This is a genomic window from Alteromonas sp. MMG017, from assembly GCF_018100795.1.
Taxonomy (GTDB): Bacteria; Pseudomonadota; Gammaproteobacteria; order Enterobacterales; family Alteromonadaceae; genus Alteromonas.
Genome location: NZ_JAGJDY010000016.1, coordinates 1 through 20649 on the forward strand (window position 1 = coordinate 1; position 20649 = coordinate 20649).

At 42.5% G+C, this 20649-nt stretch carries 16 protein-coding genes; 11 read left to right on the forward strand and 5 right to left on the reverse strand.

Translation table 11 applies throughout. From position 1 onward, the window contains the following. Nucleotides 1-564: 564 nt before the first annotated feature. Nucleotides 565-1356: an EF-hand domain-containing protein gene (locus J8L84_RS18945; RefSeq protein WP_211072058.1), complete on the reverse strand. Its 792-nt coding sequence runs from the start codon at nt 1354-1356 to the stop codon at nt 565-567. Between the two features lie 492 nt (nt 1357-1848). Between J8L84_RS18945 and J8L84_RS18950 the strand changes: the two genes are divergently transcribed. After that, the gene (locus J8L84_RS18950; protein ID WP_247670887.1) at nt 1849-2805 is read left to right on the forward strand and encodes a sensor domain-containing diguanylate cyclase; all 957 of its coding nucleotides are present in this window, start codon (nt 1849-1851) and stop codon (nt 2803-2805) included. 33 nt (nt 2806-2838) lie between these two features. On the opposite strand, the gene J8L84_RS18955 is transcribed toward J8L84_RS18950, so the two are convergent. Together J8L84_RS18955 and J8L84_RS18960 are read right to left on the reverse strand one after the other, a co-directional pair. Then, entirely contained in the window at nt 2839-3204 is a 366-nt protein-coding gene (locus J8L84_RS18955; protein ID WP_211072060.1) for a DP-EP family protein, read from the reverse strand. 4 nt (nt 3205-3208) lie between these two features. Further along, a complete protein-coding gene (locus J8L84_RS18960) occupies nt 3209-6478 on the reverse strand; it encodes a winged helix-turn-helix domain-containing protein (RefSeq protein WP_211072061.1) in 3270 nt (1089 codons plus the stop codon). A 257-nt stretch (nt 6479-6735) separates the two neighbouring features. Here J8L84_RS18960 and J8L84_RS18965 point away from each other — a divergent pair, with 257 nt between their 5' ends. The 6 genes from J8L84_RS18965 to J8L84_RS18990 all read left to right on the forward strand — a co-directional run bounded on the left by J8L84_RS18965 (nt 6736) and on the right by J8L84_RS18990 (nt 13127). After that, nucleotides 6736-7248, forward strand: coding sequence for a hypothetical protein (locus J8L84_RS18965; protein ID WP_063457513.1), 513 nt, complete (start codon nt 6736-6738; stop codon nt 7246-7248). A 71-nt stretch (nt 7249-7319) separates the two neighbouring features. Continuing rightward, nucleotides 7320-8171 (forward strand): DUF692 domain-containing protein, encoded by an 852-nt coding sequence (locus tag J8L84_RS18970; protein WP_211072062.1) that lies wholly within the window; start codon nt 7320-7322, stop codon nt 8169-8171. After that, nucleotides 8168-8917, forward strand: a complete 750-nt coding sequence (locus tag J8L84_RS18975) for a putative DNA-binding domain-containing protein (protein WP_211072063.1) — start codon at nt 8168-8170, stop codon at nt 8915-8917. Before J8L84_RS18970 ends, J8L84_RS18975 begins: the two co-directional genes overlap by 4 nt. Before the next feature lie 345 nt (nt 8918-9262). Continuing rightward, entirely contained in the window at nt 9263-9799 is a 537-nt protein-coding gene (gene apt, locus J8L84_RS18980) for an adenine phosphoribosyltransferase (RefSeq protein WP_013783400.1), read from the forward strand. Between the two features lie 17 nt (nt 9800-9816). After that, nucleotides 9817-12762 (forward strand): DNA polymerase III subunit gamma/tau, encoded by a 2946-nt coding sequence (dnaX, locus tag J8L84_RS18985; protein ID WP_211072064.1) that lies wholly within the window; start codon nt 9817-9819, stop codon nt 12760-12762. A 38-nt stretch (nt 12763-12800) separates the two neighbouring features. Further along, complete coding sequence (locus tag J8L84_RS18990) at nt 12801-13127, forward strand: YbaB/EbfC family nucleoid-associated protein (RefSeq protein WP_062087580.1); 327 nt, start codon at nt 12801-12803, stop codon at nt 13125-13127. Between the two features lie 169 nt (nt 13128-13296). Here J8L84_RS18990 and J8L84_RS18995 read toward each other — a convergent pair whose 3' ends face one another. Both J8L84_RS18995 and J8L84_RS19000 read right to left on the reverse strand, forming a co-directional pair. After that, on the reverse strand, nt 13297-13887 hold the full coding sequence (locus J8L84_RS18995; RefSeq protein WP_211072065.1) for a peptidoglycan-binding domain-containing protein: 591 nt from the start codon (nt 13885-13887) through the stop codon (nt 13297-13299). Between the two features lie 117 nt (nt 13888-14004). After that, the gene (locus J8L84_RS19000; protein WP_211072066.1) at nt 14005-15468 is read right to left on the reverse strand and encodes a choice-of-anchor L domain-containing protein; all 1464 of its coding nucleotides are present in this window, start codon (nt 15466-15468) and stop codon (nt 14005-14007) included. 474 nt (nt 15469-15942) lie between these two features. On the opposite strand from J8L84_RS19000, the gene J8L84_RS19005 reads away from it, so the two are divergent. The 4 genes from J8L84_RS19005 to adk all read left to right on the forward strand — a co-directional run bounded on the left by J8L84_RS19005 (nt 15943) and on the right by adk (nt 20576). Further along, nucleotides 15943-16890 carry a hypothetical protein gene (locus J8L84_RS19005; RefSeq protein WP_211072067.1) on the forward strand — a complete coding sequence of 316 codons (948 nt, stop codon included), beginning with the start codon at nt 15943-15945 and terminating at the stop codon, nt 16888-16890. 97 nt (nt 16891-16987) lie between these two features. Continuing rightward, the gene (gene recR / locus J8L84_RS19010) at nt 16988-17587 is read left to right on the forward strand and encodes a recombination mediator RecR (RefSeq protein WP_211072068.1); all 600 of its coding nucleotides are present in this window, start codon (nt 16988-16990) and stop codon (nt 17585-17587) included. Nucleotides 17588-17696: 109 nt separating this feature from the next. Then, a complete protein-coding gene (htpG, locus tag J8L84_RS19015) occupies nt 17697-19619 on the forward strand; it encodes a molecular chaperone HtpG (protein ID WP_211072069.1) in 1923 nt (640 codons plus the stop codon). A 312-nt stretch (nt 19620-19931) separates the two neighbouring features. Continuing rightward, nucleotides 19932-20576, forward strand: a complete 645-nt coding sequence (adk, locus tag J8L84_RS19020) for an adenylate kinase (protein ID WP_013783409.1) — start codon at nt 19932-19934, stop codon at nt 20574-20576. Nucleotides 20577-20649 lie beyond the last annotated feature (73 nt).

A 20649-nucleotide genomic window follows, 5' to 3' on the forward strand; every position in this document is an offset into this window, starting at 1 on the left:
AGAAGGGCTATCCTAACGGATAGCCCTTTTTTTATGTGTAAAGGAAAGTGAAATTAGCAGGTACGCTTTAGTAAAACGCTGAGTGTACTGCAGGTCCTTGCGCGCTCATTCCAAAAAAGAAGCATGATAAAAAGCATCATGATTCTGCACCCCATGCATATAAGCCACCGAACTCAGAAGTGATAAATGTGTAGGGAACACATTTAAACGCGCTTTAACGCGACCCGAAGGGCGTAGGGCAGAAGCCCGGAGTAACGTATTAGCGTTGCCGAGAATCGGTGACCGGCGTAGCCCAGTGTGTGTCCAACCCATGTGAGAGTAGCACGGGGTGGCCCTCCACACTGTCAGGTCCCATTCGAAGAAATTGCTTCACAACGATTGCTTCACAACGATTGCTTCACAACGACAACTACCCTAACGGATAGCCCTTTTTTTATGCGTGATAGAAAGTTCGACTCTATATTAAAACTCTTCTATTTTGTTTAGCTGCGCTCTATAAGCGACTTACAGTAAAAAGCCCCGCAGATGCGCGGGGCTTGAGCTATAACACTATGGAAATTAGTGTTACTGACCCATTGTCTTAATTTCTTCAAAATATCTACGGTATTCCATACGCGTAATAAGTTCGTTGCCATCTTTATCCATGGTCATGAAATCACCTTTAATACCAGCGTTTTCAATTTCACGTTTAGATAGTTCACCATCTTTATTGGCATCGGCTTCATCGAATCGCATATTTGCAGCATCCGTAACTTCTGTACGTAATGTCTTGTTCTTTTCACTGATCACAGCACCCGTTTCTTCCATGGCATCACCATGTTTCATCGACTGTTGTGTGTCGCTAGTTTTCATTTCAGAACGCATTTCTTTATTTTGTTCACTAATTACATCGCCGTCTGCGCCCATAGAATTCTTTTTAGCCATAGCGGATGTTTTGTTCATTGATTCAAGGCTTGCACTGGTTTTCATTTGTGTACGCAATTCTTTATTTTTTTCGCTAATTACGTCGCCATCTGTGCCCATAGCCTCTTTCTCGTCCATGGGGTGATGTATTACATCAGCTTTGTCGTCGTGGTTTGCTTTCTCTTTAACAACAAGTTCGTCAGCAAATTTTTCAGGCTTCGCTTTTATGTAGGCAGTAAACTCAGAGTGGTTAATCATAGCATCGCCATCTGAATCTATATTAGACATAGTTTCTTCAGTAATACTTCCCTTAACCTCTTCCTTTGAAAGCATGCCGTCGCCATTTGCATCTAGTGCCTCAAAGTCTGAAGTTATCCTAGATTCGTGATGGGCAGCGAAAGCAGAAGTAGACATTACTGCGCCAATAACCATTGCTAACGTTAGCTTTTTCATAATAAATTCCTTCTTTTGCATTTGTAATGCATTGGGTTGAACATGAGAAGTGAATGCCAAAACCGTTCTCGGTTTAAATGACTATTACAAGGCACTAAGGTATTTTCATGCCTTTACTCCTACATATCTCTATTCCTATCTTGAAAATCACATTATTTCGTTCCCGATTTATGATTCATACTTTGTGCCAAGCATTAACGTTATGATTTAAATGGTCTTTTCTTTTTTTGTATTCCAGGTTTAAGTAAATAAAGTGTTAAAAGGACACATGCTGTGAAAAATATGCACTGTGCTATATGCCACAGATATTCCTGCTCGAACGTTGCACATCCTACTTAATTGATTCGAGAGTTAACCTTCCCGTAATAGAATTTGTTATTTAAATCAGTGTTTTAAGTCGTAAGGTAACCAGAAGGTTTAATTAGGGAAATTTCCTTAATCTTTGTTCCATCAATACAGCCCAGAGCTAGGGGATAAGGAATGTTTTCAACAATGCTTAGTAAAAATATCAATAAAAAACCCACAGAAAAGCTTTTTAACTTTTACCAGGACTCTTCACTTTCGCGCATGATTAATTTTCTCAATGAAGCAGTTGTCGTTATAGATGCTAACGGCACTATTGAAATGCTTAACTCTACTTCCGCCTCATTACTGGGAATAGAAAAAGATAGACTTCTTGGACATAACTTACTTGAGTTAGTGATAGATGATACAGGCAAGTCTCAGACCTATGTAATTGAGAGTTTAGATGCAGGCCAGCAGGGTTTAATTTCCTCCCCCCCTATGGAAGTTAACCTTCAAGCTGACCGCGACAACAAAACACAAGTGTGTGTGGAAATGTCGATATCAACGTTACCAGAAGCATTCTCGTCGGCTAATACATTGTATCTTTGTATACTCCGCGACCTTACGCTTCACAAGGCCGAGTATGGTTCGTTATTGCACAAAGCTAATACCGACTATTTAACAGGGCTAGCTAACCGCCATAGGTTTGCCGAATATCTAGATAAACAGTGGGATATTTGCGAGCAAGACGACGTACCGCTAAGTATTATATTTATTGATATCGATCATTTTAAAGACTTCAATGACCAATATGGCCATATAGCTGGGGACCGATGCTTAAAGAGAATAGGGGAAACTATTTCATTAAGCCTTCCTAATCGCGATACCTTAGCCGCACGCTATGGCGGTGAGGAGTTTGCATTAGTGTTACCCCGTTGTTCAGCACAGACCGCTCAATTGCTCGCTATACGTATTAAGCGACATATATCGCAACTAAGTACTAGGCAGTTTGCGCTAACGCAAGAATCAGAGTTAACGGTAAGCATGGGGGTGGCAACCCAAATGGAGAATCGCTACAGTTCAAAAGAAGGTTTGCTGAATGCGGCTGATACGTTGCTCTATCAGGCGAAGTCTCAGGGAAGGGATCAGATTTGCTTTTTGTAGAATAGAGGGCTTTTATAAAAAGCCCTAAATTATTTAACCTGGTTTTTTATTTATAATTTGTGGATCTTGGCTGGTGTACACATTCTTTTTAGGCGCAGTAACCAATTTCATGCAGATGTTTTCAGTAGTGGCATCGGAATCTACAAAGATAATGGTTTGACCATCAGCAGTAATACTATACGTAAGGTCATTATCGATATCGCCCGTTACTAAAGGCCCAACGAATTGTAGGTCATTGGAATCATCGTCAAGGGTATACATTATCATGGTATTTAACTCAGTTACGTTTACGTTTCCTGATGTGGGCGTACCTGAAAGATCGCATATTGTATACCTTGCTGGAGTAGACTTAGTATCGACAGAAACAGTAAATTGATACACTGGTGTTGGGTTGGACATAGTTCTAGTTTCCTTTTAAATAATTAAAGTAATAAGGAAAGGCTAATAGTTCGCCTTTTTCTAAGTGGTGTTTGTTGCTATCTAACTTTTTGTTTATACACTTTATAGAAAACAAATAAGGTAGCAGAAACCCTGGGTGTGATGTTTTCTTCATTATTGGCGCTGAGAATTTTTGGAGATTCTCACATAATGTTTGATTGATGTTATTTTTATTACGGCTTTGTTGTACAAATCTAGCCAGTGCATTTCGTAGCTTGTTTGCATCATCGACAAAGTTATCTGATGGCTTCAAACCTTTCGAGTTCTCGAAGTCATGATTAGGTAGATTGGCGAGGATTTTGTCTGCTTTACTCCATTCATTATTCAATTGATAATACTCAACCAGATACAATAGATTCCACGCGTCGTCCGAATTTAAAGCAAATTGTTCCGCGCTATCGATATCGATATTTTTTCCTAACTCAGATGAGCTTAGCAGCAACAATATTTCGATATTATGTAAATCTGCCTTCCATTCGCTATTATTGGGGTCTTGAGAGATTGCGGTGTTAATTTTTTGGTAAGCTTTTTCCAATGTTGAAGTGTGTACTGCGCTATGTTTCATATATATCGTTAGTCGCACTTTTTGTACGAGTAGTGCCACATAAGGCTCGATAATAGCTGCATTAGAACTATTTTTTTTATACATCTTTTCAAAAGCTTCGTCAGCCTCCTCGTACAACCCATAAGCTTTTTCATATTCCCCAGTATGAACAGTGGCCGACGCAATCCACGACAGGGTATCGGCAGCATAAAGCTGAGCATCAAGGTCACCAGGGTTTTGTTCAGCGATATATTGTTTGAGCTTTAGTGATGCACTGAAGTATTTAATCGACTTACTAAACTCGAAGTTTTCATATTCAAGAGAGCCCAAAGAGTTTTGTGCGTAAGCCACCTCCATCATGGCGTCAGTATTATCTGGAGCTAGTGCTAGCATACGTTCGCTATACCCCAAGTAACGTTCGAATGCCGTTCTGGCTATGTCCATCAAGCCATCATCATAAGCAATGTGGCCCAACCAAAATGCGCTTGCCCCCGCAGCTTTTAGCAGCTCGAAGTGATTAGGCGCGTCACTCAACAGCGCCTTTATTTGCACATCCGCTTCTTCGTAAGCGTCTTTCGCAGTGGCTACATCGTCACGGTAAAATCGTACTTCTGCCATAGCTTGCAGTGAAAGCGCATGTTGAAAACGCAGTTCGAAACTGGCTTTTGGCGGGCTAATGGTAAAAAATCCATACTCACTGGATTGCTGGGCTTGTTCAACGTAATGAAGTGCCTGTTCGCTAATACCTTCCAATAAATCCATACGTTTTACGCTACGCAGTTTATCGGCAAAGTCACCTATCATATAACCCATTAAATTTTCAGCTTCTAACCGCTTTCTTTCGGCCAGTTGTTGCGATTGCTGACTTTGTAGCATGGCGCCAAACGAAATGACCGTTAAACCGGTAAGGGCTGCAAAGGTCACCCCGCGAATAACGCGTTTGCGTTGGGCGGTTTTTTGCGATGCCTTAATGAGGGCGAGTTCGTCTTGGGAAAGGCTTAAACTAGTGTCGCCTTTTAACGCCAAAGCATCCGTTAAGGGCTTTCCTTCTGTAAGCAAAAACGCCTTACTTTTATTATCTTGTAGCCATTGTTTGGTTTGTTGTTCTAGTCGGCCTTTGCTCACCAGCGCGCTTTGGTGCTGCTGGATCCAATCTTGTACCCGGTGCCAGCGCTTAAGCACAGCTTCATGCGCCACTTTAAAGCAGGCTTTGTCTTGATAAAGGTGCGATACAAATAAACGATGCTCTACCATTAGCTCGACAAATTTTTTCTCGTTATCGTTATTAAGTTCACTCCAAAATGCGGTGCGGCTAGTTAAGTTACTGCCATCTTGGGTAAGCGTTACAATAAGAGGAAGCACGCGGTCGAGTGCGGTTTTAACTAATGCCGACATTTGTAGATAAAGCTGTTCAGCTTTATGCCCAATTGCGCCTTCCATACCGCCTAACTGTTTGTAGGTACTAACTTGCAGTAAGTTGTCTGTTCGCTGCAAATACAGTTCTTGTAAGGTGTATTGTAATAATGGAAGGCAGTTGGGTTCAGCCGCGGCATCGGTAAGTATAATGTCGTCTAACGTAACGTCGGTATGGCTATCTTCTTCCCACTCTAGCCCTGCGGCAATAGCAGGAAGACGTATCATCTGGCTTAATTCACTGGCAGAGGGGGGTGTAAGGTCGAAATGTGCTCCGCGCTCTTTATTTTTCATTAGGGTGGGATATGCAGCTAAGTGATGGTAGAAATCATTCCTACATACTAACAACATCAAAATGAAGCCACTTTCAGCCAATGTTTCAAGCAGCGTGAATACCGCTTGCTTATGGGCGCTATCAACATGGTTGGTGGCCAAATAGGCTTCAAGGCGATCGAGTACAATTACATAGCACGGGAAAGCGACGTTGTTGTACTGGCTTGTAGTAGTAAGTTTAGCTTTCGCTATATTGATAACCGACTTGGGGTCACCCTTTAGTTTTGCCGCTAACGAATCTGCACTTTCCCCTTCAAATAAGGGGGCATCGTTAATATCCCAATCCAGCATAAAGGCGGCAAGTTCTTCTACAATCTGTGCTGCCTGAATATCTGCAATATCAATACTGGCGTAATCGATGGCATGAACACCATTCGCGCCCTTATTGTTTAATAACCTAGGTAATAAACCGGCGTGCACTAACGAACTTTTACCTGAACCGCTAGGGCCGATAATAAGGGTAAAAGGGCGTTTTTTTGTGAATTGGTCCCCAAGCCTAGCGAGCAGATTTTTTACTGCTGCATTTCTACCGTAATAAACTTGGCTTTCTTGTTGTGTAAACGCGGTTAAACCAGGGAACGGAGATTGACCTTGCCAATCGGTTTCTGCAGCACGTGTTTGTTCATCTTCTAAAAACTGAACATCGGCAATAACCCGATATCCCCGCTTTCGAATGGTTTCTATAAAAGAAGGCGAGCTGGCTTTATCACCCAATGCTTTGCGTAATTGAGTAATCGTTTTATGAATAGGGTTATCGCCAACAGGTGAGTCGGGCCAACATTGAGCAACAATGTCATCGGCGCTAACTACTTCCCCCGCTTGTTGACACAATAGCAATAAAACGTCCATTGCTTTGGGCTCAATGGCGCGCTTGGTTTTACCTAATATAAGGGTATTGGAGGCTGGCTCAACTTGCCAGTCACCCAAATAAAACTGCTTTAACATGTATTAAATTTGCTCAAAAGAAATCAATCAGAACAAACCTAACCTACTTTAGTTGTAAGGTAAACGAGTTACGCTGAGTTAGGTACTACATCGATTCTAAACTGGGACTATAAAATTTAGCTAAAAATACCTTTAAATTTTAATAATATAAAAAATATTAATAAAAAGTGAAATTTGATCACTGTCTCCTAGGTCTATACTACTACACGTGCTTACCGCACGTTAAAACCAGACTTATACTTTTGAGGGTAGATAAAATGAAACAAATTAAAAAATCTTCTGTTGCTACGGCACTTGGTGCGGTTGTTATTGGCTCGTTGGCATCTACGGTTGCTATGGCTGAAGTTAACCCATTTTCAATGCAGTCATTAGAGTCTGGCTATAGCCAATTCGCTGCTGAAGGCAAATGTGGTGAAGGTAAGTGCGGTGGTGATAAAGCCGCCAAATCTGCAGAGGGCAAAGCAACTGAAGGCAAGTGCGGCGAAGGTAAGTGTGGTGGCGACAAAGCGGCTAAAGCAACCGAAGGTAAATGCGGCGAAGGTAAGTGTGGTGGCGACAAAGCAGCCAAAGCTACCGAAGGTAAATGTGGCGAAGGTAAGTGCGGTGGCGATAAAGCAGCTAGCATGGCTGAAGGTAAAATGGAAAAAGCCAAAGAAGGAAAATGTGGCGAAGGTAAATGCGGTGGCGATAAAGCAGCTAGCATGGCCGAAGGTAAAATGGAAAAAGCCAAAGAAGGAAAATGTGGTGAAGGTAAATGCGGTAGCATGTAAAGCTACGGCAATTGCAGTATAAAAAAGGCCGTCATTCGATGGCCTTTTTAGTGTGAAATTGGGGTGAAATAATGAAGCATATTCAAGGTGCAGGTTTAGGTTTTCGTCGCGAGATGTTAGATGAGTTGTTACCAACATTGCCTAGCGAAGTCGACTTTTGGGAAGTTGCGCCCGAAAACTGGATCCCTTTAGGGGGCACATACGAAAGTCAGTTTGCCCAAAGTATTCAACAAGCGCCTTTTACCACACACGGTTTGTCCCTTTCTATCGGGAGTAGCGACAAGCTCGATATCGAATTCGTTAAAACGGTAAAGCGCTTTTTAGACACTCACAATATCGATTTATATAGCGAACACCTAAGCTATTGTTCTGGTAACGGCCATATGTATGACCTTATGCCTATTCCTTTCACCGAAGACGCTGTTAACCATGTTGTAAGCCGCATAAAGCAGGTTCAAGACATTATCGAGCGGCCATTGGTACTAGAAAATGTGTCTTATTATTTGGCGCCAGGGCAAGAGATGTCTGAACTAGATTTTACTAATGCGGTATTAGCAGAGTCAGGTTGTTCGTTACTGCTTGATGTGAACAACGTCTATGTAAATAGTATCAATCACAACTATGACGCTTATGACTTCATAAACCGCTTACCTAGCGACAAAATTGTCTATGGCCATATTGCTGGTCACTTCGATGAAGCCCCAGATTTAAAAGTAGATACTCATGGCGCTGATGTTATTGAGCCTGTATGGGATTTACTGAAGCATGCCTATAACACCCACGGTGTGTTCCCTACATTGTTAGAGCGTGATTTTAATATTCCCGCTATAGAAGTGTTATTAAAAGAAGTACAGCGTATTAAAGTGATACAAGCTCAGTGTATTGCAAGTCACCAAACCGTATTCGAAGGGCAGTCTGCATGAGCGAGAATTTTAAATCCGTTCAGCAAGAGTTTGTTAATGCGATTAAAGATCCAGATTCGTTTGAAACAAACGACGCCGACATTAAACGCCGCATGGATATTTACCAATCCCTGTTTTTTAATAATATTTCAGGTTTTATAAGCACAGGTTTTCCGGTGTTAAAATCATTGGTAAGCGAAGAAAACTGGAATGTATTGGTGCGCGCCTTTTTTATTCATCATGAAAGCCGTTCTCCGTATTTTTCAGATATTAGCAAAGAATTTGTAGAGTATTTATCAGCAAGCCCAGAACTCTCATTTCAATTACCAGCATTCGCCGCTGAGCTTGCTCATTATGAATGGCTAGAATTAGATATTAGCATTCGAAAAACTTTCCGTGATGTGGTGTATTTCAATGTGGGTGAACAGGTAACAACGGTGAGCGTTTCCCCGTTGGCTACTCTTGCTTCCTATACCTACCCCGTGCATTTAATTGGCGTGGATCATATTCCCGAAGCCCCCGCACCCGAGCAACAGTTCTATGTGGTGTATCGTAATGAAGAGCAGCGCGTAGAATTTGTGCATTTGAATCCGCTTACCGCCGTGTTATTGCATACCATTGAACAGCACGAACAAGGCATAGACATAGACGCCTTAGGTGAGCAGCTTCGTAAACAATTAGACCACCTACCAGAACAAACTGTGCTTCAAGGTATGCAGCAAATAGTAAGCGACATGCTGCAAAAAGGTATTTTACTACCTAGCTGAACAATCTGCTGAACACTAAATCATCAGTTTTTATCTGGCACTTAAGTGAAGAAAGGCTAAAGTTGTACGCGAGTGTGTAACTTTGGCTGTTAAATGTTGGGAAAGTAGGCAATTGACCACAATAGCGCTGTCAATCCGGTCTGCTTTCGATTAACATTTACGACCATTTTTTTGTTAGTTAAATTGTTTAGGTAGTGCATATGGCAGACAATTCAGATTTCAAAGAAGTCTACAATAAGTGGTACTTTCTAGCTTCTATCGTAACTTTACTCGCGTTTCCGCTGATGCATATCATCTGCGGCTGGTTTACCTTCTGGTTATAACGCAGACATTCAAGGCATAATTGTGACTGCACAGTATATAAAATCAGTTGTTAAAACCGTTCCTGACTATCCAAAGCCAGGTATTTTATTTAGAGATGTTACTAGCGTACTAGAAGACCATAAGGCTTTCAGTAGTTGTATCGCATTGTTGCTTGAAGAATTCCAAGACATGGGATTCAACAAAGTAGCAGGAACCGAAGCGCGCGGATTTTTATTCGGCGCACCACTGGCCATCGAGATGGGCATTGGTTTTGTTCCAGTAAGAAAACCCAACAAATTACCCCGTGAAGTGGTGAGTGAAACCTACGATCTTGAATACGGTACTGATACGTTGGAAATTCACAAGGATGCTATCCAGCCAGGCGATAAAGTGTTACTTATCGACGATCTGCTAGCAACGGGCGGTACCATCGAAGCATCAGCAAAGCTAATCCGTACATTAGGCGGCACCATTGAACATGCTGGCTTTGTTATCGGATTACCTGAACTAGGTGGCCGTGAAAAGCTAACCGCGATGGGTATTAAAAGCTTCACGCTTTGTGAGTTCGACGGCGAATAAGGATAAAAATACAGGCAATGAGTTATCAGGTATTAGCACGTAAATGGCGCCCGGGTAAGTTTAGTGAACTCGTAGGGCAGGAACATGTTGTTTCAGCTATTTCGAATGCGTTAGATAACGACCGCTTGCACCACGCGTACCTATTCACAGGTACGCGAGGGGTAGGTAAAACCACCATTGCTCGTATATTTTCTAAAAGTTTAAACTGCGAAGAGGGGCAGGGGTCTAACCCTTGTGGTCAATGTAATACCTGTAAAGAAATTGAGCAGGGTAATTATGTTGATTTGCTTGAAATTGATGCGGCATCACGCACGAAGGTAGAAGATACCCGAGAGTTGCTTGATAACGTTCAATACAAGCCTACCCGCGGCCGTTATAAAGTGTACCTTATTGATGAAGTACACATGCTTTCTAAGCACAGCTTTAACGCGTTACTAAAAACGCTAGAAGAGCCACCGCCTCACGTTAAGTTTTTACTGGCTACTACCGATCCACAAAAGCTCCCTATTACTATTTTATCCCGATGCTTACAGTTTAATCTAAAAGCATTGTCGCGAGAGCAAATAGTAGGGCAGCTTAATCATATTCTAGAGCAAGAAGCTTTACCCTTTGAGCCGCAAGCGCTAGCGCTGTTAGCCCGCGCTGCACAGGGGAGTATGCGTGATGCCTTAAGCTTAACCGACCAAGCCATTGCACAAGGTGGTAATGCGGTTAACGCATCAGTGGTCACCGACATGCTTGGTTTAATGGATAAAAACCAGCTTGTGAAGTTATTGCATGCGGTGGTAAGTAAAACGCCAGCCGATGTCATGCAATTGGTACAGGATATGTCGGAACAAGCACCTGATTACGATCATGTGCTTGCCGAATTAGGTAGTACGCTACATCAAATAGCGCTAACCCAATGGGTACCTGAAGCCTGTAAATTGGAAACGACGTCAGCCAAAGCTATTTACCAACTTGCTAAATCAATTTCTGCTGAACAAGTGCAATTGTTATATCAAATTGCACTGCAAGGAAGAAAGGACTTACCTTTCTCATCAGACGGCAGGAGCGCATTAGAAATGACCTTAATGCGTATGATGACATTTGCACCTAGTACGCCGTTAGCCGATGCGCCTTCAGAAATAGCTGGTGGTACGGTTGATAGCTCGTTGCCTATTGCATCGGCGGAAAAAAAAACACTAATTTCTGAGCCAGAAGCGCAAAGTACGACTTCTGCCGCTAGCTCTTTTAATGCTGAAAGTGCTGAAGGCGCGAAAAGCCAATCACATGAAGAAAGTACAGAAGCTGGGTCAGCGTCAGCCGGTGAAGAGGTTTCCAACAACAAACAAGATGCTGAAAGTGCTAATGTTCTAGATGCAGCAACTGCTATTGATGAAACCGCCCACGCGCAAACTGATGTGAATTTCTCTTCTACTGATGTAGCAGATTCAACCGCTTCGCAGATTACTCCCTCTGAACAAGAAACTTCAGTTTATGAAAAAGAGGTGCATAACGAAGTCGCTTCTCAATCGGGAGCGTCTTTTGAACAGGCAGAGCAGTCCCAGCAGGTAGCGCATTCTAAAGATGGCCAGCCTTCAGGTGCCTCTCAGCCTACAGCAAATAATCAACCTTCAGTAGATGATCGGCCTTCAAGTGATGAGCCACCTTCAAAAGAAGATGGTCAGCAAACCCAAAGCTTGTCACCAGTGCATACATCTTCAGACTCGGCACCGTTTAATGATATGCCGCCTGCTGATGCTTACATGGACGATATGCCACCGCCTTACGATGACGATGGTGAGTCGTCATTTATGCCGCCTGATTTTGCCGATGCTCAGCTTTCAAATGCACCGCTATCAGATGAAAGTGCTGATTCTCAAACTACGCCCAAGTCAACGCCCACGCCAGAGGCACAGCTGACATCGACGGCTGATATGCTCGCGCTACGACAGCGATTAAAGCAAAAGCGTGATGAAAGCGCAGAACAAGCTGCGAAAAAGCCTGAAGCGACGAACGAAACTACTAGTTTTGTAGATAGAATGAGTAAGGCTTCAAGCCAAGGCTCACTTGCCCCTTCTAGTGAAGGCCAAGGTGATGAGCAATTTAAAGGCGAGCCTGACGAAGCTGCTGCTTCCGTCGAGACGTCATATAACAACGCTGCACCGGCTATTGCATCGGCAACTGAGCCTTCGAGTTCTGCTACTTCAAATTCAAACGTAGATTCAGACACAAATTTAAGCGCTGGCGCTAACACTACCTCTAACGTTAGCACTCAAAATCATAGCGATATGCCCCCGTGGGATACCGGTGTGCAACATAATGATGAGCCGTTTGCAGCCAACGCTAATGAGCACGCTACTCGTATTGATTCACCAATGCCTGACGCGCCGCAGTATGGCGGCAATAGTGAGCCTGCTTATAACGAAACACAGCAAACCGAATCAGCAGGTAACGAAGCATCGCAAACCGAATCTGTAGGTCATGAACCAGGGCCAAACGAAGCCCATAATGAATTTAGTGCTGAGCCAGTAAATCAATTTACTAGTGAGTATCAAGGTAAGCTCGCCGCTTATCTGGATGATGGTAGTAAGCTTGTTCATGCGAGCCAAATTGATAAGTGGAGCAATGATGTAGAGCAAATGCCTATTGCAGGTTTACTTAAACAATTGGTGCTTCATGCTTCTTTTTTGCGAAATGATCAGGGTATAACGCTTGAAATTGATAACAGTCAGGCGCATCTACTAAAAGACAGTGCAAAACAACAGTTGCTTGATGTATTGCATCATAGTTTTGGCGAAGGGGAGAACATTACCATCACCCTTGGTTCGCCAAATCAAACGCCTTATGCGTTGCAACAAGACATTATTGCTATGCGTCAAGCGCATGCACAATCGGTGGTACATACCGATGAAACAATACAAGCGTTGTTATCAGCGTTCGACGCATCAATAGTGACCGACTCGGTTAAAGCGCGATAGCAACATTAACTAACACTAAGACACAGTGAGAAAAGAATATGTTTAAAGGTGGAATGGGCAACATGATGAAGCAGGCTCAGCAAATGCAGGATCGTATGCAGAAAGTGCAAGACGATTTGGCTAAGCTGGAAGTCACAGGTGAAGCCGGTGCAGGCATGGTTAAGGTAACCATGACATGTAACCACAATGTTCGCCGCGTAGACATTGACGACTCGTTAATGGAAGACGATAAAGACATGATTGAAGACTTGGTCGCTGCCGCGTTTAACGATGCCGTTCGCCGCGTTCAAGAAACCAGTAAAGAAAAAATGGGCGATGTGACTGGTGGAATGTCACTTCCTCCAGGTTTCAAAATGCCGTTTTAGGCAACTATCATCCTATAAACTAGAACCGCATAAAGAGCTCCATGTTCCTAAAGCGCTAGCTTGACTGAATATGAATCGAAAAAAAAGCTCAAGAAATTAACTCTTGAGCTTTTTTGTATCAGTCTGTTTTATATTTTGCAGCAATTTATATTCACACCTGCATTGTGCACTACTTGGTGGGCACCAATAGCAAATTAACAAGTGTTTGCTGATCGGGGAAGCCCGTTACTGCAATACCTTTTGCTTGTTGATATTGGGTAATAGCCTTCACATAAGATGTGTTAAATTCGCTTTCAGCCATATCAACATTATAACCGCTCGCTTTTAAAGCCTCGGTGGTCATATCAAGCACGCTTTGATAAATGTAAATTGTGCTGTCGTTAATTGTCATTTCAATAATATCTGAACGCGTTACCAAGCGAGTTGGCAAAAACGCTTGCAGCATAATATTAGTGGCATCTAGAAATTTTTGGTCAGGGTTATCGGTGCAATGCTTATTTAGCATTAACAACATAAGCTCAGTTGTTTGCCATGGCGTAATATCGAACGTTTTTTGCTGCAGTGCATTAAACGCCGTTATATAACCTTCAAGCCAACCGCCATACAAATACGTTTCAGCACCTTGTTCAGCATAAGTACTTGTAAAGTCTTCACAACTGCGCTTTGCCGCGCCCTTTGTATTAAATGCGCCTTCACTGTCTGCCGCTAGGGCGGAAAAAGACATAAACATAACGCTAAGGCTTAGTACAAACTTCATCATGTCATTTACTTTCGGGGTGCAATAGGCACCCCTCTCCATTACTTTGCGATTAGTGGTAATTAGTGGCGTTTAAGTTTTGCGTTAGCGAAAATTTTCGCTAACGCGTACTTACGTCTGTTATCGCTTATGCTTGCGTGCTAGCGAAATACCAACAAGAGAAAGCAAGAATATAGCAATTGATGACGGCGCTGGCACGCTAGTGGTAGAGGTTGTAATAGCAGCTTGCGACACTGTATATGAACCCGTCTCTTCAAACGACACACCGGTAACAAACGCGGTTGGATCAGTAGGATCTAACATTAAATCTTCATTGATACCTGTTAACGTGAATGTTGTAACAGGGAAGGGAAAATCGAAGGTTTGACCTGCCATAAGTGCTTCTGTTGATTCCACTCCTAACGAGTCAGTAATGGTAATTAAATATCCGTCGGCATCGTTTACACTAAGTAAAGTCGGTGCTGTAACACTGGCAAATTGTCCACCGTTACCAGCAGTGTACGTATAACCTGTCGATACATCTGGATCGAACCAAATTGTTTCGCCAGCTTCAACTTCAGGTAGTGTAAATACGAATTCGCTCTCTTCACCTACTTCAATGTCTTCATCAGGCATTAACGGTGTAAATTCCGACTCACCATTTTCTACATCGAAATTACCGAAGCTGCTCAAGAATACAGTTGTGTCTAACGCATCGTCCGATGCATCAGCGAGTAACATAGTGAACGTATTTCCAATACTACCTGGTTCTACCGGAATATCGAATTGCAAAAGCGGAATGCCATTAGGTGCTAATAAACCGTTCAATTCTGTGCCTTCAATTGCTTCGAAATCAGGATGGTCTATTGAGATAGGGGCAAACACACCGTCTACGGCAAGCTCTGCTACAGGTGCAAAGGCTACATTCGCACCGTTAAGCAATAGCGCAAAACCGTCGGTATAATCACTATCAACATAGCCTGGAAATTCCTCAGAACCAAACGCAGCAATAAATGACACAGTATCCACATCATCAGATACATCAAAAGTAATATCTAATTGAACCGCATCGAAATGTTCAGTTTGCCCCGTAATTGGAGATAAAATGGTATTTTGTGCCGCTGATGCTGGGTTTTGAGGCACATACTCGTTGGCTACACCATCTACTGGCCCAGACTGCTCATTTCCAACTTCATTCGCTTCATCTTGCTCAAAATAATCAACAGGATTGTTAGAGAACTGCGCCTCTAGCTCATTACCGTTGTCAGTAGGTGGAAGGGGACTTTCTACTGATCCAAAGCCATTATCGATAAATTCATTCGGTCCATCGACATAATCGATAACTTGGCCTGTGCTAAACACTATACCGCCAGCACTAGGCAGCCCGTAGGTTCCTGAGTTATTAATGTAAACGCCAGCTTGACCAAATTGACCCGATAGCGATTGGTCGGTAATGGTTAAACCTGAATTGTTAATAAACAATGCGTCGGTTAAAAATTCGGCAGAGTCACTGCTTTCTATAACAATAGCACTGGCATATTGAGCAGAAAATAAAACGCTGAGTGTGAAGGTGCTAATTTTTATAATTTTTTTTGAGATAGGCATTTACTACATCCCTGATGTTCTACAAATTTTATTTTTGATTTTGATCTATTTACAAGATTCGAAAGTGCCTGAGCAAGAAATTAGCCAGTTTTTAATTTATTGAATTTACTAGTTATTATTAATTTTAAGACGCTGGGTGTAAAAATTTCTGACGATATTGGAATGGGTAGGGTGGGTGTTTATTTCTATCACTTAAATTTATATAAACCTATAAACGTACAAAAATGTGTTTTAAGTAAATTAAATGCCATAATTTTAGTGGCTTATGTTTTTCTAAATATATTTTTATACAATGCAGGTATTGTTTTTACGTAACTTAACATCAGCTTTTTATTAAACGCAGCTTATACCTATTATTTTGGAATAGTCTGCTTTAACGGATTGGTCAGTAGGTTCAGCATAAAACGCTTTAGTTATGGTAGACCATCAGTAATAATACATCCCATCTTAACGTTCAGAAATATCATCATTTTCATGCTGAAAAAAAGTATTATCCTGTCGGTGACGGTAGTCGCTGTCGTAGCCATTACCCTCTTTGGCATTTCTACTCACAGGCTATATAGCAAAAAACAGTTATCCGTAGATCCTAAGTTAAACGAAATCTCTGGCATCGAGTATGACAAAAAAGGCTTTCTTTGGGCTATTAACGATAGCGGTGATGATCCTAAGTTATATCGTTTAGACGACAACGGTGACATTACCAAAGAAGTCATGGTAGCCAATGCTAAAAACATTGATTGGGAAGACATTACTCAAAATGACTTCGGGCACTTTTTCTTAGGCGATTTTGGTAATAATGATAACGACAGAAAATGGCTGACTATTTACAAAATAGAAAATCCAATCGATATTAAAACCGAGTCGACGAACGCCGAAATCATAAAGTTTACGTATCCTGAAATGGACGGGAAAACACCGGTTAAGCCTAATGATCGTAACTTCGATTTGGAAGCCTTTGTTGCGCTAGGGCGCCACCTTTATTTATTCACAAAAAATAGAACTGAGCCCTTTGATGGTATTACTAACGTATATAAAGTGGGCGATCATGCGGCTAACTTTGATGCCGAGCTAATCGACTCTTTCAAAACTTGTACTACGATGGAAAAACTGTGCTGGATAACCTCGGCGGCGTTGAGTCCTGACAGAACTAAGCTAGCGCTATTGGATTCCACCAGTATTTGGTTATTCGAAAACTTCAAAGGGGATAGGTTCTTCTCTGGCGATGTTTACCGCATCGATTTGGGCTTAATTACGCAAAAAGAGGCGGTTACTTTTAAAGACGACAATACCATTATATTTACTGACGAGAAGTTTAAAGGTATTTTCGGCGGCAACGCGTATGTAATTAAACTCGATGAAGTACATAAAAAGTTGATTCGAAAGGCGAAAAAGCCAAAAGAAAAAATAATTGAGTCAAACTAACCTGTGGCAAACCTTTATTAAGGTGTGCAACAAGAACCTTTACTGAGTAGCATGCGTAGTTGTTTTGTAATCCGATTTAAAATGATAAGTAGTTTGTATGAAGTTTAGCCCGTTACTGAATGAATTAATTCAAGCGTTAACTTGCCTACCAGGGGTAGGGAATAAGAGCGCCCAGCGTATGGCGTTTCACCTTCTGGAGCGCAACCGTAAGGGCGCGATAGATTTAAGTAATGTGTTGCACAACGCCATGGAGCATATCCATCACTGCAAGCGCTGTAGAACATTTACGGAAGATGAGCTATGCGAAATTTGTCGTCACCCCGAGCGTGAGGCCAGTGGCTTATTATGTATTGTTGAAAGCCCGCAAGATGTGCTGGCGATTGAGCAAACCCTTAGTTATAAAGGGCAGTACTTTGTATTGATGGGGCATTTGTCACCTATCGATGGGGTAGGGCCTGAAGAAATTGGCCTAAATGAATTGGAAACCCGGTTTAGTGCAGGTGGCATTGACGAAGTGATCCTTGCCACCAACCCCACCGTGGAAGGTGAAGCCACTGCGCATTATATAGCCCAGCTTTGTGCGGCCCATAACGTTGAAGCGTCTCGTATTGCCCATGGTGTGCCTGTGGGCGGCGAGCTTGAATATATAGACGGTAACACCCTTACTCACGCCTTTTCTGGTCGCCGCAAACTCTAAATTGCGGCGCTTCCCCAATAATATTTTTTCTCTTTGCTGTTGAAAACTGCTAGTTCGGCCTTACCTGTTTGAAAGTAACGTGATCCATTCAACGAGGAGATATTGGATTATGGCTGAAGCAGCCCATAAAGAAACCCACGGTTTTCAGACGGAAGTAAAACAACTTCTACATCTGATGATTCATTCTTTGTATTCAAATAAAGAAATCTTCCTACGTGAGCTTGTGTCTAACGCTGCCGATGCAGCAGACAAGCTACGTTTCCGCGCACTAGAAAACGACAGCCTTTATGAAAATGATGGCGACCTAAACGTAAAAATTAGTGTTGATAAAGAAGCGGGCACGGTAACTATTGCTGATAACGGCATTGGTATGAACCGCGACGAAGTGATAGCCAACTTAGGTACTATCGCAAAGTCGGGTACAAAAGATTTCTTCAGTAAACTTTCTGGCGACAACGCAAAAGACTCACAACTGATTGGTCAGTTCGGTGTTGGCTTTTACTCAGCATTTATCGTTGCTGACAAAGTAACGGTACGCACCCGTGCCGCTGGTGCAGATGCATCACAAGGCGTTGAGTGGATTTCTGAAGGCGAGGGTGAATTTACCTTAGCAGAAATCAACAAACCAACTCGCGGTACTGAAATTGTATTGCACCTTCGTGAAGACGAAAAAGAATTCGCTGATGATTGGCGTTTACGTTCAATTGTAAGCAAATACTCAGACCACATTAGTATTCCGGTTAAAATGTGGAAAGAAGAAGTGCCTGAAAGCGAAGGCCCTGATGGCGAGAAGACGCCAGCACAGCCAGGCGAGTGGGAGCTAGTCAACAAAGCTACTGCTTTATGGACCCGCGAGAAATCAGATATTTCTGATGAAGAATATAAAGAATTCTATAAGCACATATCCCACGACTTTGCCGACCCATTTGCATGGGCACATAACAAAGTTGAAGGTAAGACTGAATATACAAGCTTGTTGTACATTCCTTCTAAAGCTCCGTTTGATATGTGGAACCGCGACCAAGCGCACGGTTTAAAACTATATGTTCAGCGCGTTTTCATCATGGATGACGCCGAGCAGTTTATGCCTAATTACTTGCGTTTCGTTAAAGGTCTTCTAGACAGCAACGACTTGCCACTTAATGTGTCTCGTGAAATTCTACAAGACAACAAGGTAACCCAGGCATTGCGTCAAGGTTGTACCAAGCGCGTACTTCAAATGCTTGAGAAAATGGCCAAGAACGATGCTGAGAAGTACCAGTCATTCTGGAACGAATTTGGCAACGTGCTGAAAGAAGGCCCTTCTGAAGACCATAGTAACCGCGAAAAAATCGCTGGTTTACTTCGCTTCTCATCAACCAATAGTAACTCTGACGCTCAAACCGTGTCGTTGGCAGATTACATTGAACGCATGAAAGAAGGCCAAGATAAGATTTACTACGTAACGGCAGACAGCCTACAAGCGGCTAAATCGAGCCCGCACTTAGAAATCTTCCGTAAGAAAGGCATTGAAGTATTGCTAATGGGTGAGCGCATTGACGAGTGGTTAATGTCGCACTTAAGCGATTTCAACGAAAAGCCGTTTGAATCTATAGCGAAAGCAAACTTAGATTTAGGCGACCTTGAAGATGAAGATACTAAGAAAGCCCAAGAAGAAGCAGAGAAAGAAGTAGAAGGTATTGTTGAGCGTGCTAAAGCCGCCCTTGGCGATAAAGTCGTAGACGTTAAGTTTACACACCGTCTAACTGATTCTCCTGCGTGCATTGTTGCTGATGACAACGGCATGACCACACAGATGATGAAGTTGATGCAAGCTGCAGGTCAGCCTGTGCCTGATGTTAAGTATCTATTCGAACTTAACCCAGAGCATGCTTTGGTTAAAACCCTAGCAGAAACGCAAGACGAAGATTTGTTTAAGCAATGGGTTGGTGTATTGTTTGACCAAGCTGCATTGTCTGAACAGGGTAGCTTAAAAGACCCTTCAGCGTTTGTGCAAAACTTAAACACTTTACTAATGAAGTTAGCAAAATAAGCTTTAATATTAAAAGTTAATTAATATAAAACGGGCGTAATGCCCGTTTTTTGTTTCTAGGGTCTTTAAATCTATTTTGCACGTTAATCTATGTTATATTTTACCCGTTTAGCTAACTTCATTCGGTACGTTTGAACGTAAGCAGTGAGTTAAGACCAAAGTCGGATTTTATAACGGGCCATAAGTAGTATATATATTCATCATAAGTGTTTAGTTTCCCTCTACAGTGGGGCTTATACTTGTCACTGTGGTGCTGAATGTGTAAAGTGCCCCAAGTAAAAAAGTTCAAAATCATAAGCGGAGAACGCACTCATGCGAATTATTCTTCTCGGCGCTCCTGGCGCGGGTAAGGGCACACAAGCTCAGTTTTTAATGGGCAAATATGGGATCCCCCAAATTTCTACCGGTGACATGCTTCGTGCTGCTATAAAAGCAGGTACGGAAATGGGCCTTGCGGCCAAGCGTGTAATGGATGAAGGTAAGCTGGTATCTGATGAAATCATTATTGGGCTAGTTAAAGAGCGTATTGCACAAGACGATTGTAAAGATGGTTTCTTGTTAGATGGCTTCCCTCGTACAATTCCTCAAGCTGATGCAATGAAAGAAGCGGGTGTTTCTGTCGATCATTGTATTGAGTTTGACGTACCAGATGATGTGATTGTTGAGCGTATGGGCGGCCGTCGCGTACACCCTGCTTCAGGTCGCGTATACCATGTTGTATACAACCCACCTAAAGAGGAAGGGAAAGACAACGATACTGGTGAAGACCTTATTATCCGTGATGATGATAAAGAAGAGACCGTACGTAAACGCCTTGCAATTTACCATGAGCAAACTAAGCCATTAGTTAATTACTATAGCGCTGAAGCTGATGCGGGCAACTGCGAATACCACAAATTAGACGGCACACGCCCAGTTGACGAAGTAAGCGCAGAGCTTGCAGAACTTCTAGGTTAATAAAGCTTGTTGATTTGTAAAGGCCGCAGTAGCGGCCTTTTTTGTTACTTGTATGTTATAAGCGAATAGCGTT

What these genes read in the sequence shown, in the direction of transcription:
- J8L84_RS18975 (WP_211072063.1), top strand. Translation starts at nt 8,168, where the DNA reads ATGAGCGAGAATTTTAAATCCGTTCAGCAAGAGTTTGTTAATGCGATT.
- J8L84_RS18950 (WP_247670887.1), top strand. Translation starts at nt 1,849, where the DNA reads ATGCTTAGTAAAAATATCAATAAAAAACCCACAGAAAAGCTTTTTAAC.
- J8L84_RS18945 (WP_211072058.1), bottom strand. Translation starts at nt 1,356, where the DNA reads ATGAAAAAGCTAACGTTAGCAATGGTTATTGGCGCAGTAATGTCTACT.
- recR (WP_211072068.1), top strand. Translation starts at nt 16,988, where the DNA reads ATGAAGTTTAGCCCGTTACTGAATGAATTAATTCAAGCGTTAACTTGC.
- J8L84_RS19005 (WP_211072067.1), top strand. Translation starts at nt 15,943, where the DNA reads ATGCTGAAAAAAAGTATTATCCTGTCGGTGACGGTAGTCGCTGTCGTA.
- J8L84_RS18995 (WP_211072065.1), bottom strand. Translation starts at nt 13,887, where the DNA reads ATGATGAAGTTTGTACTAAGCCTTAGCGTTATGTTTATGTCTTTTTCC.
- dnaX (WP_211072064.1), top strand. Translation starts at nt 9,817, where the DNA reads ATGAGTTATCAGGTATTAGCACGTAAATGGCGCCCGGGTAAGTTTAGT.
- J8L84_RS18990 (WP_062087580.1), top strand. Translation starts at nt 12,801, where the DNA reads ATGTTTAAAGGTGGAATGGGCAACATGATGAAGCAGGCTCAGCAAATG.
- htpG (WP_211072069.1), top strand. Translation starts at nt 17,697, where the DNA reads ATGGCTGAAGCAGCCCATAAAGAAACCCACGGTTTTCAGACGGAAGTA.
- J8L84_RS18960 (WP_211072061.1), bottom strand. Translation starts at nt 6,478, where the DNA reads ATGTTAAAGCAGTTTTATTTGGGTGACTGGCAAGTTGAGCCAGCCTCC.
- J8L84_RS19000 (WP_211072066.1), bottom strand. Translation starts at nt 15,468, where the DNA reads ATGCCTATCTCAAAAAAAATTATAAAAATTAGCACCTTCACACTCAGC.
- J8L84_RS18965 (WP_063457513.1), top strand. Translation starts at nt 6,736, where the DNA reads ATGAAACAAATTAAAAAATCTTCTGTTGCTACGGCACTTGGTGCGGTT.
- J8L84_RS18970 (WP_211072062.1), top strand. Translation starts at nt 7,320, where the DNA reads ATGAAGCATATTCAAGGTGCAGGTTTAGGTTTTCGTCGCGAGATGTTA.
- adk (WP_013783409.1), top strand. Translation starts at nt 19,932, where the DNA reads ATGCGAATTATTCTTCTCGGCGCTCCTGGCGCGGGTAAGGGCACACAA.
- J8L84_RS18955 (WP_211072060.1), bottom strand. Translation starts at nt 3,204, where the DNA reads ATGTCCAACCCAACACCAGTGTATCAATTTACTGTTTCTGTCGATACT.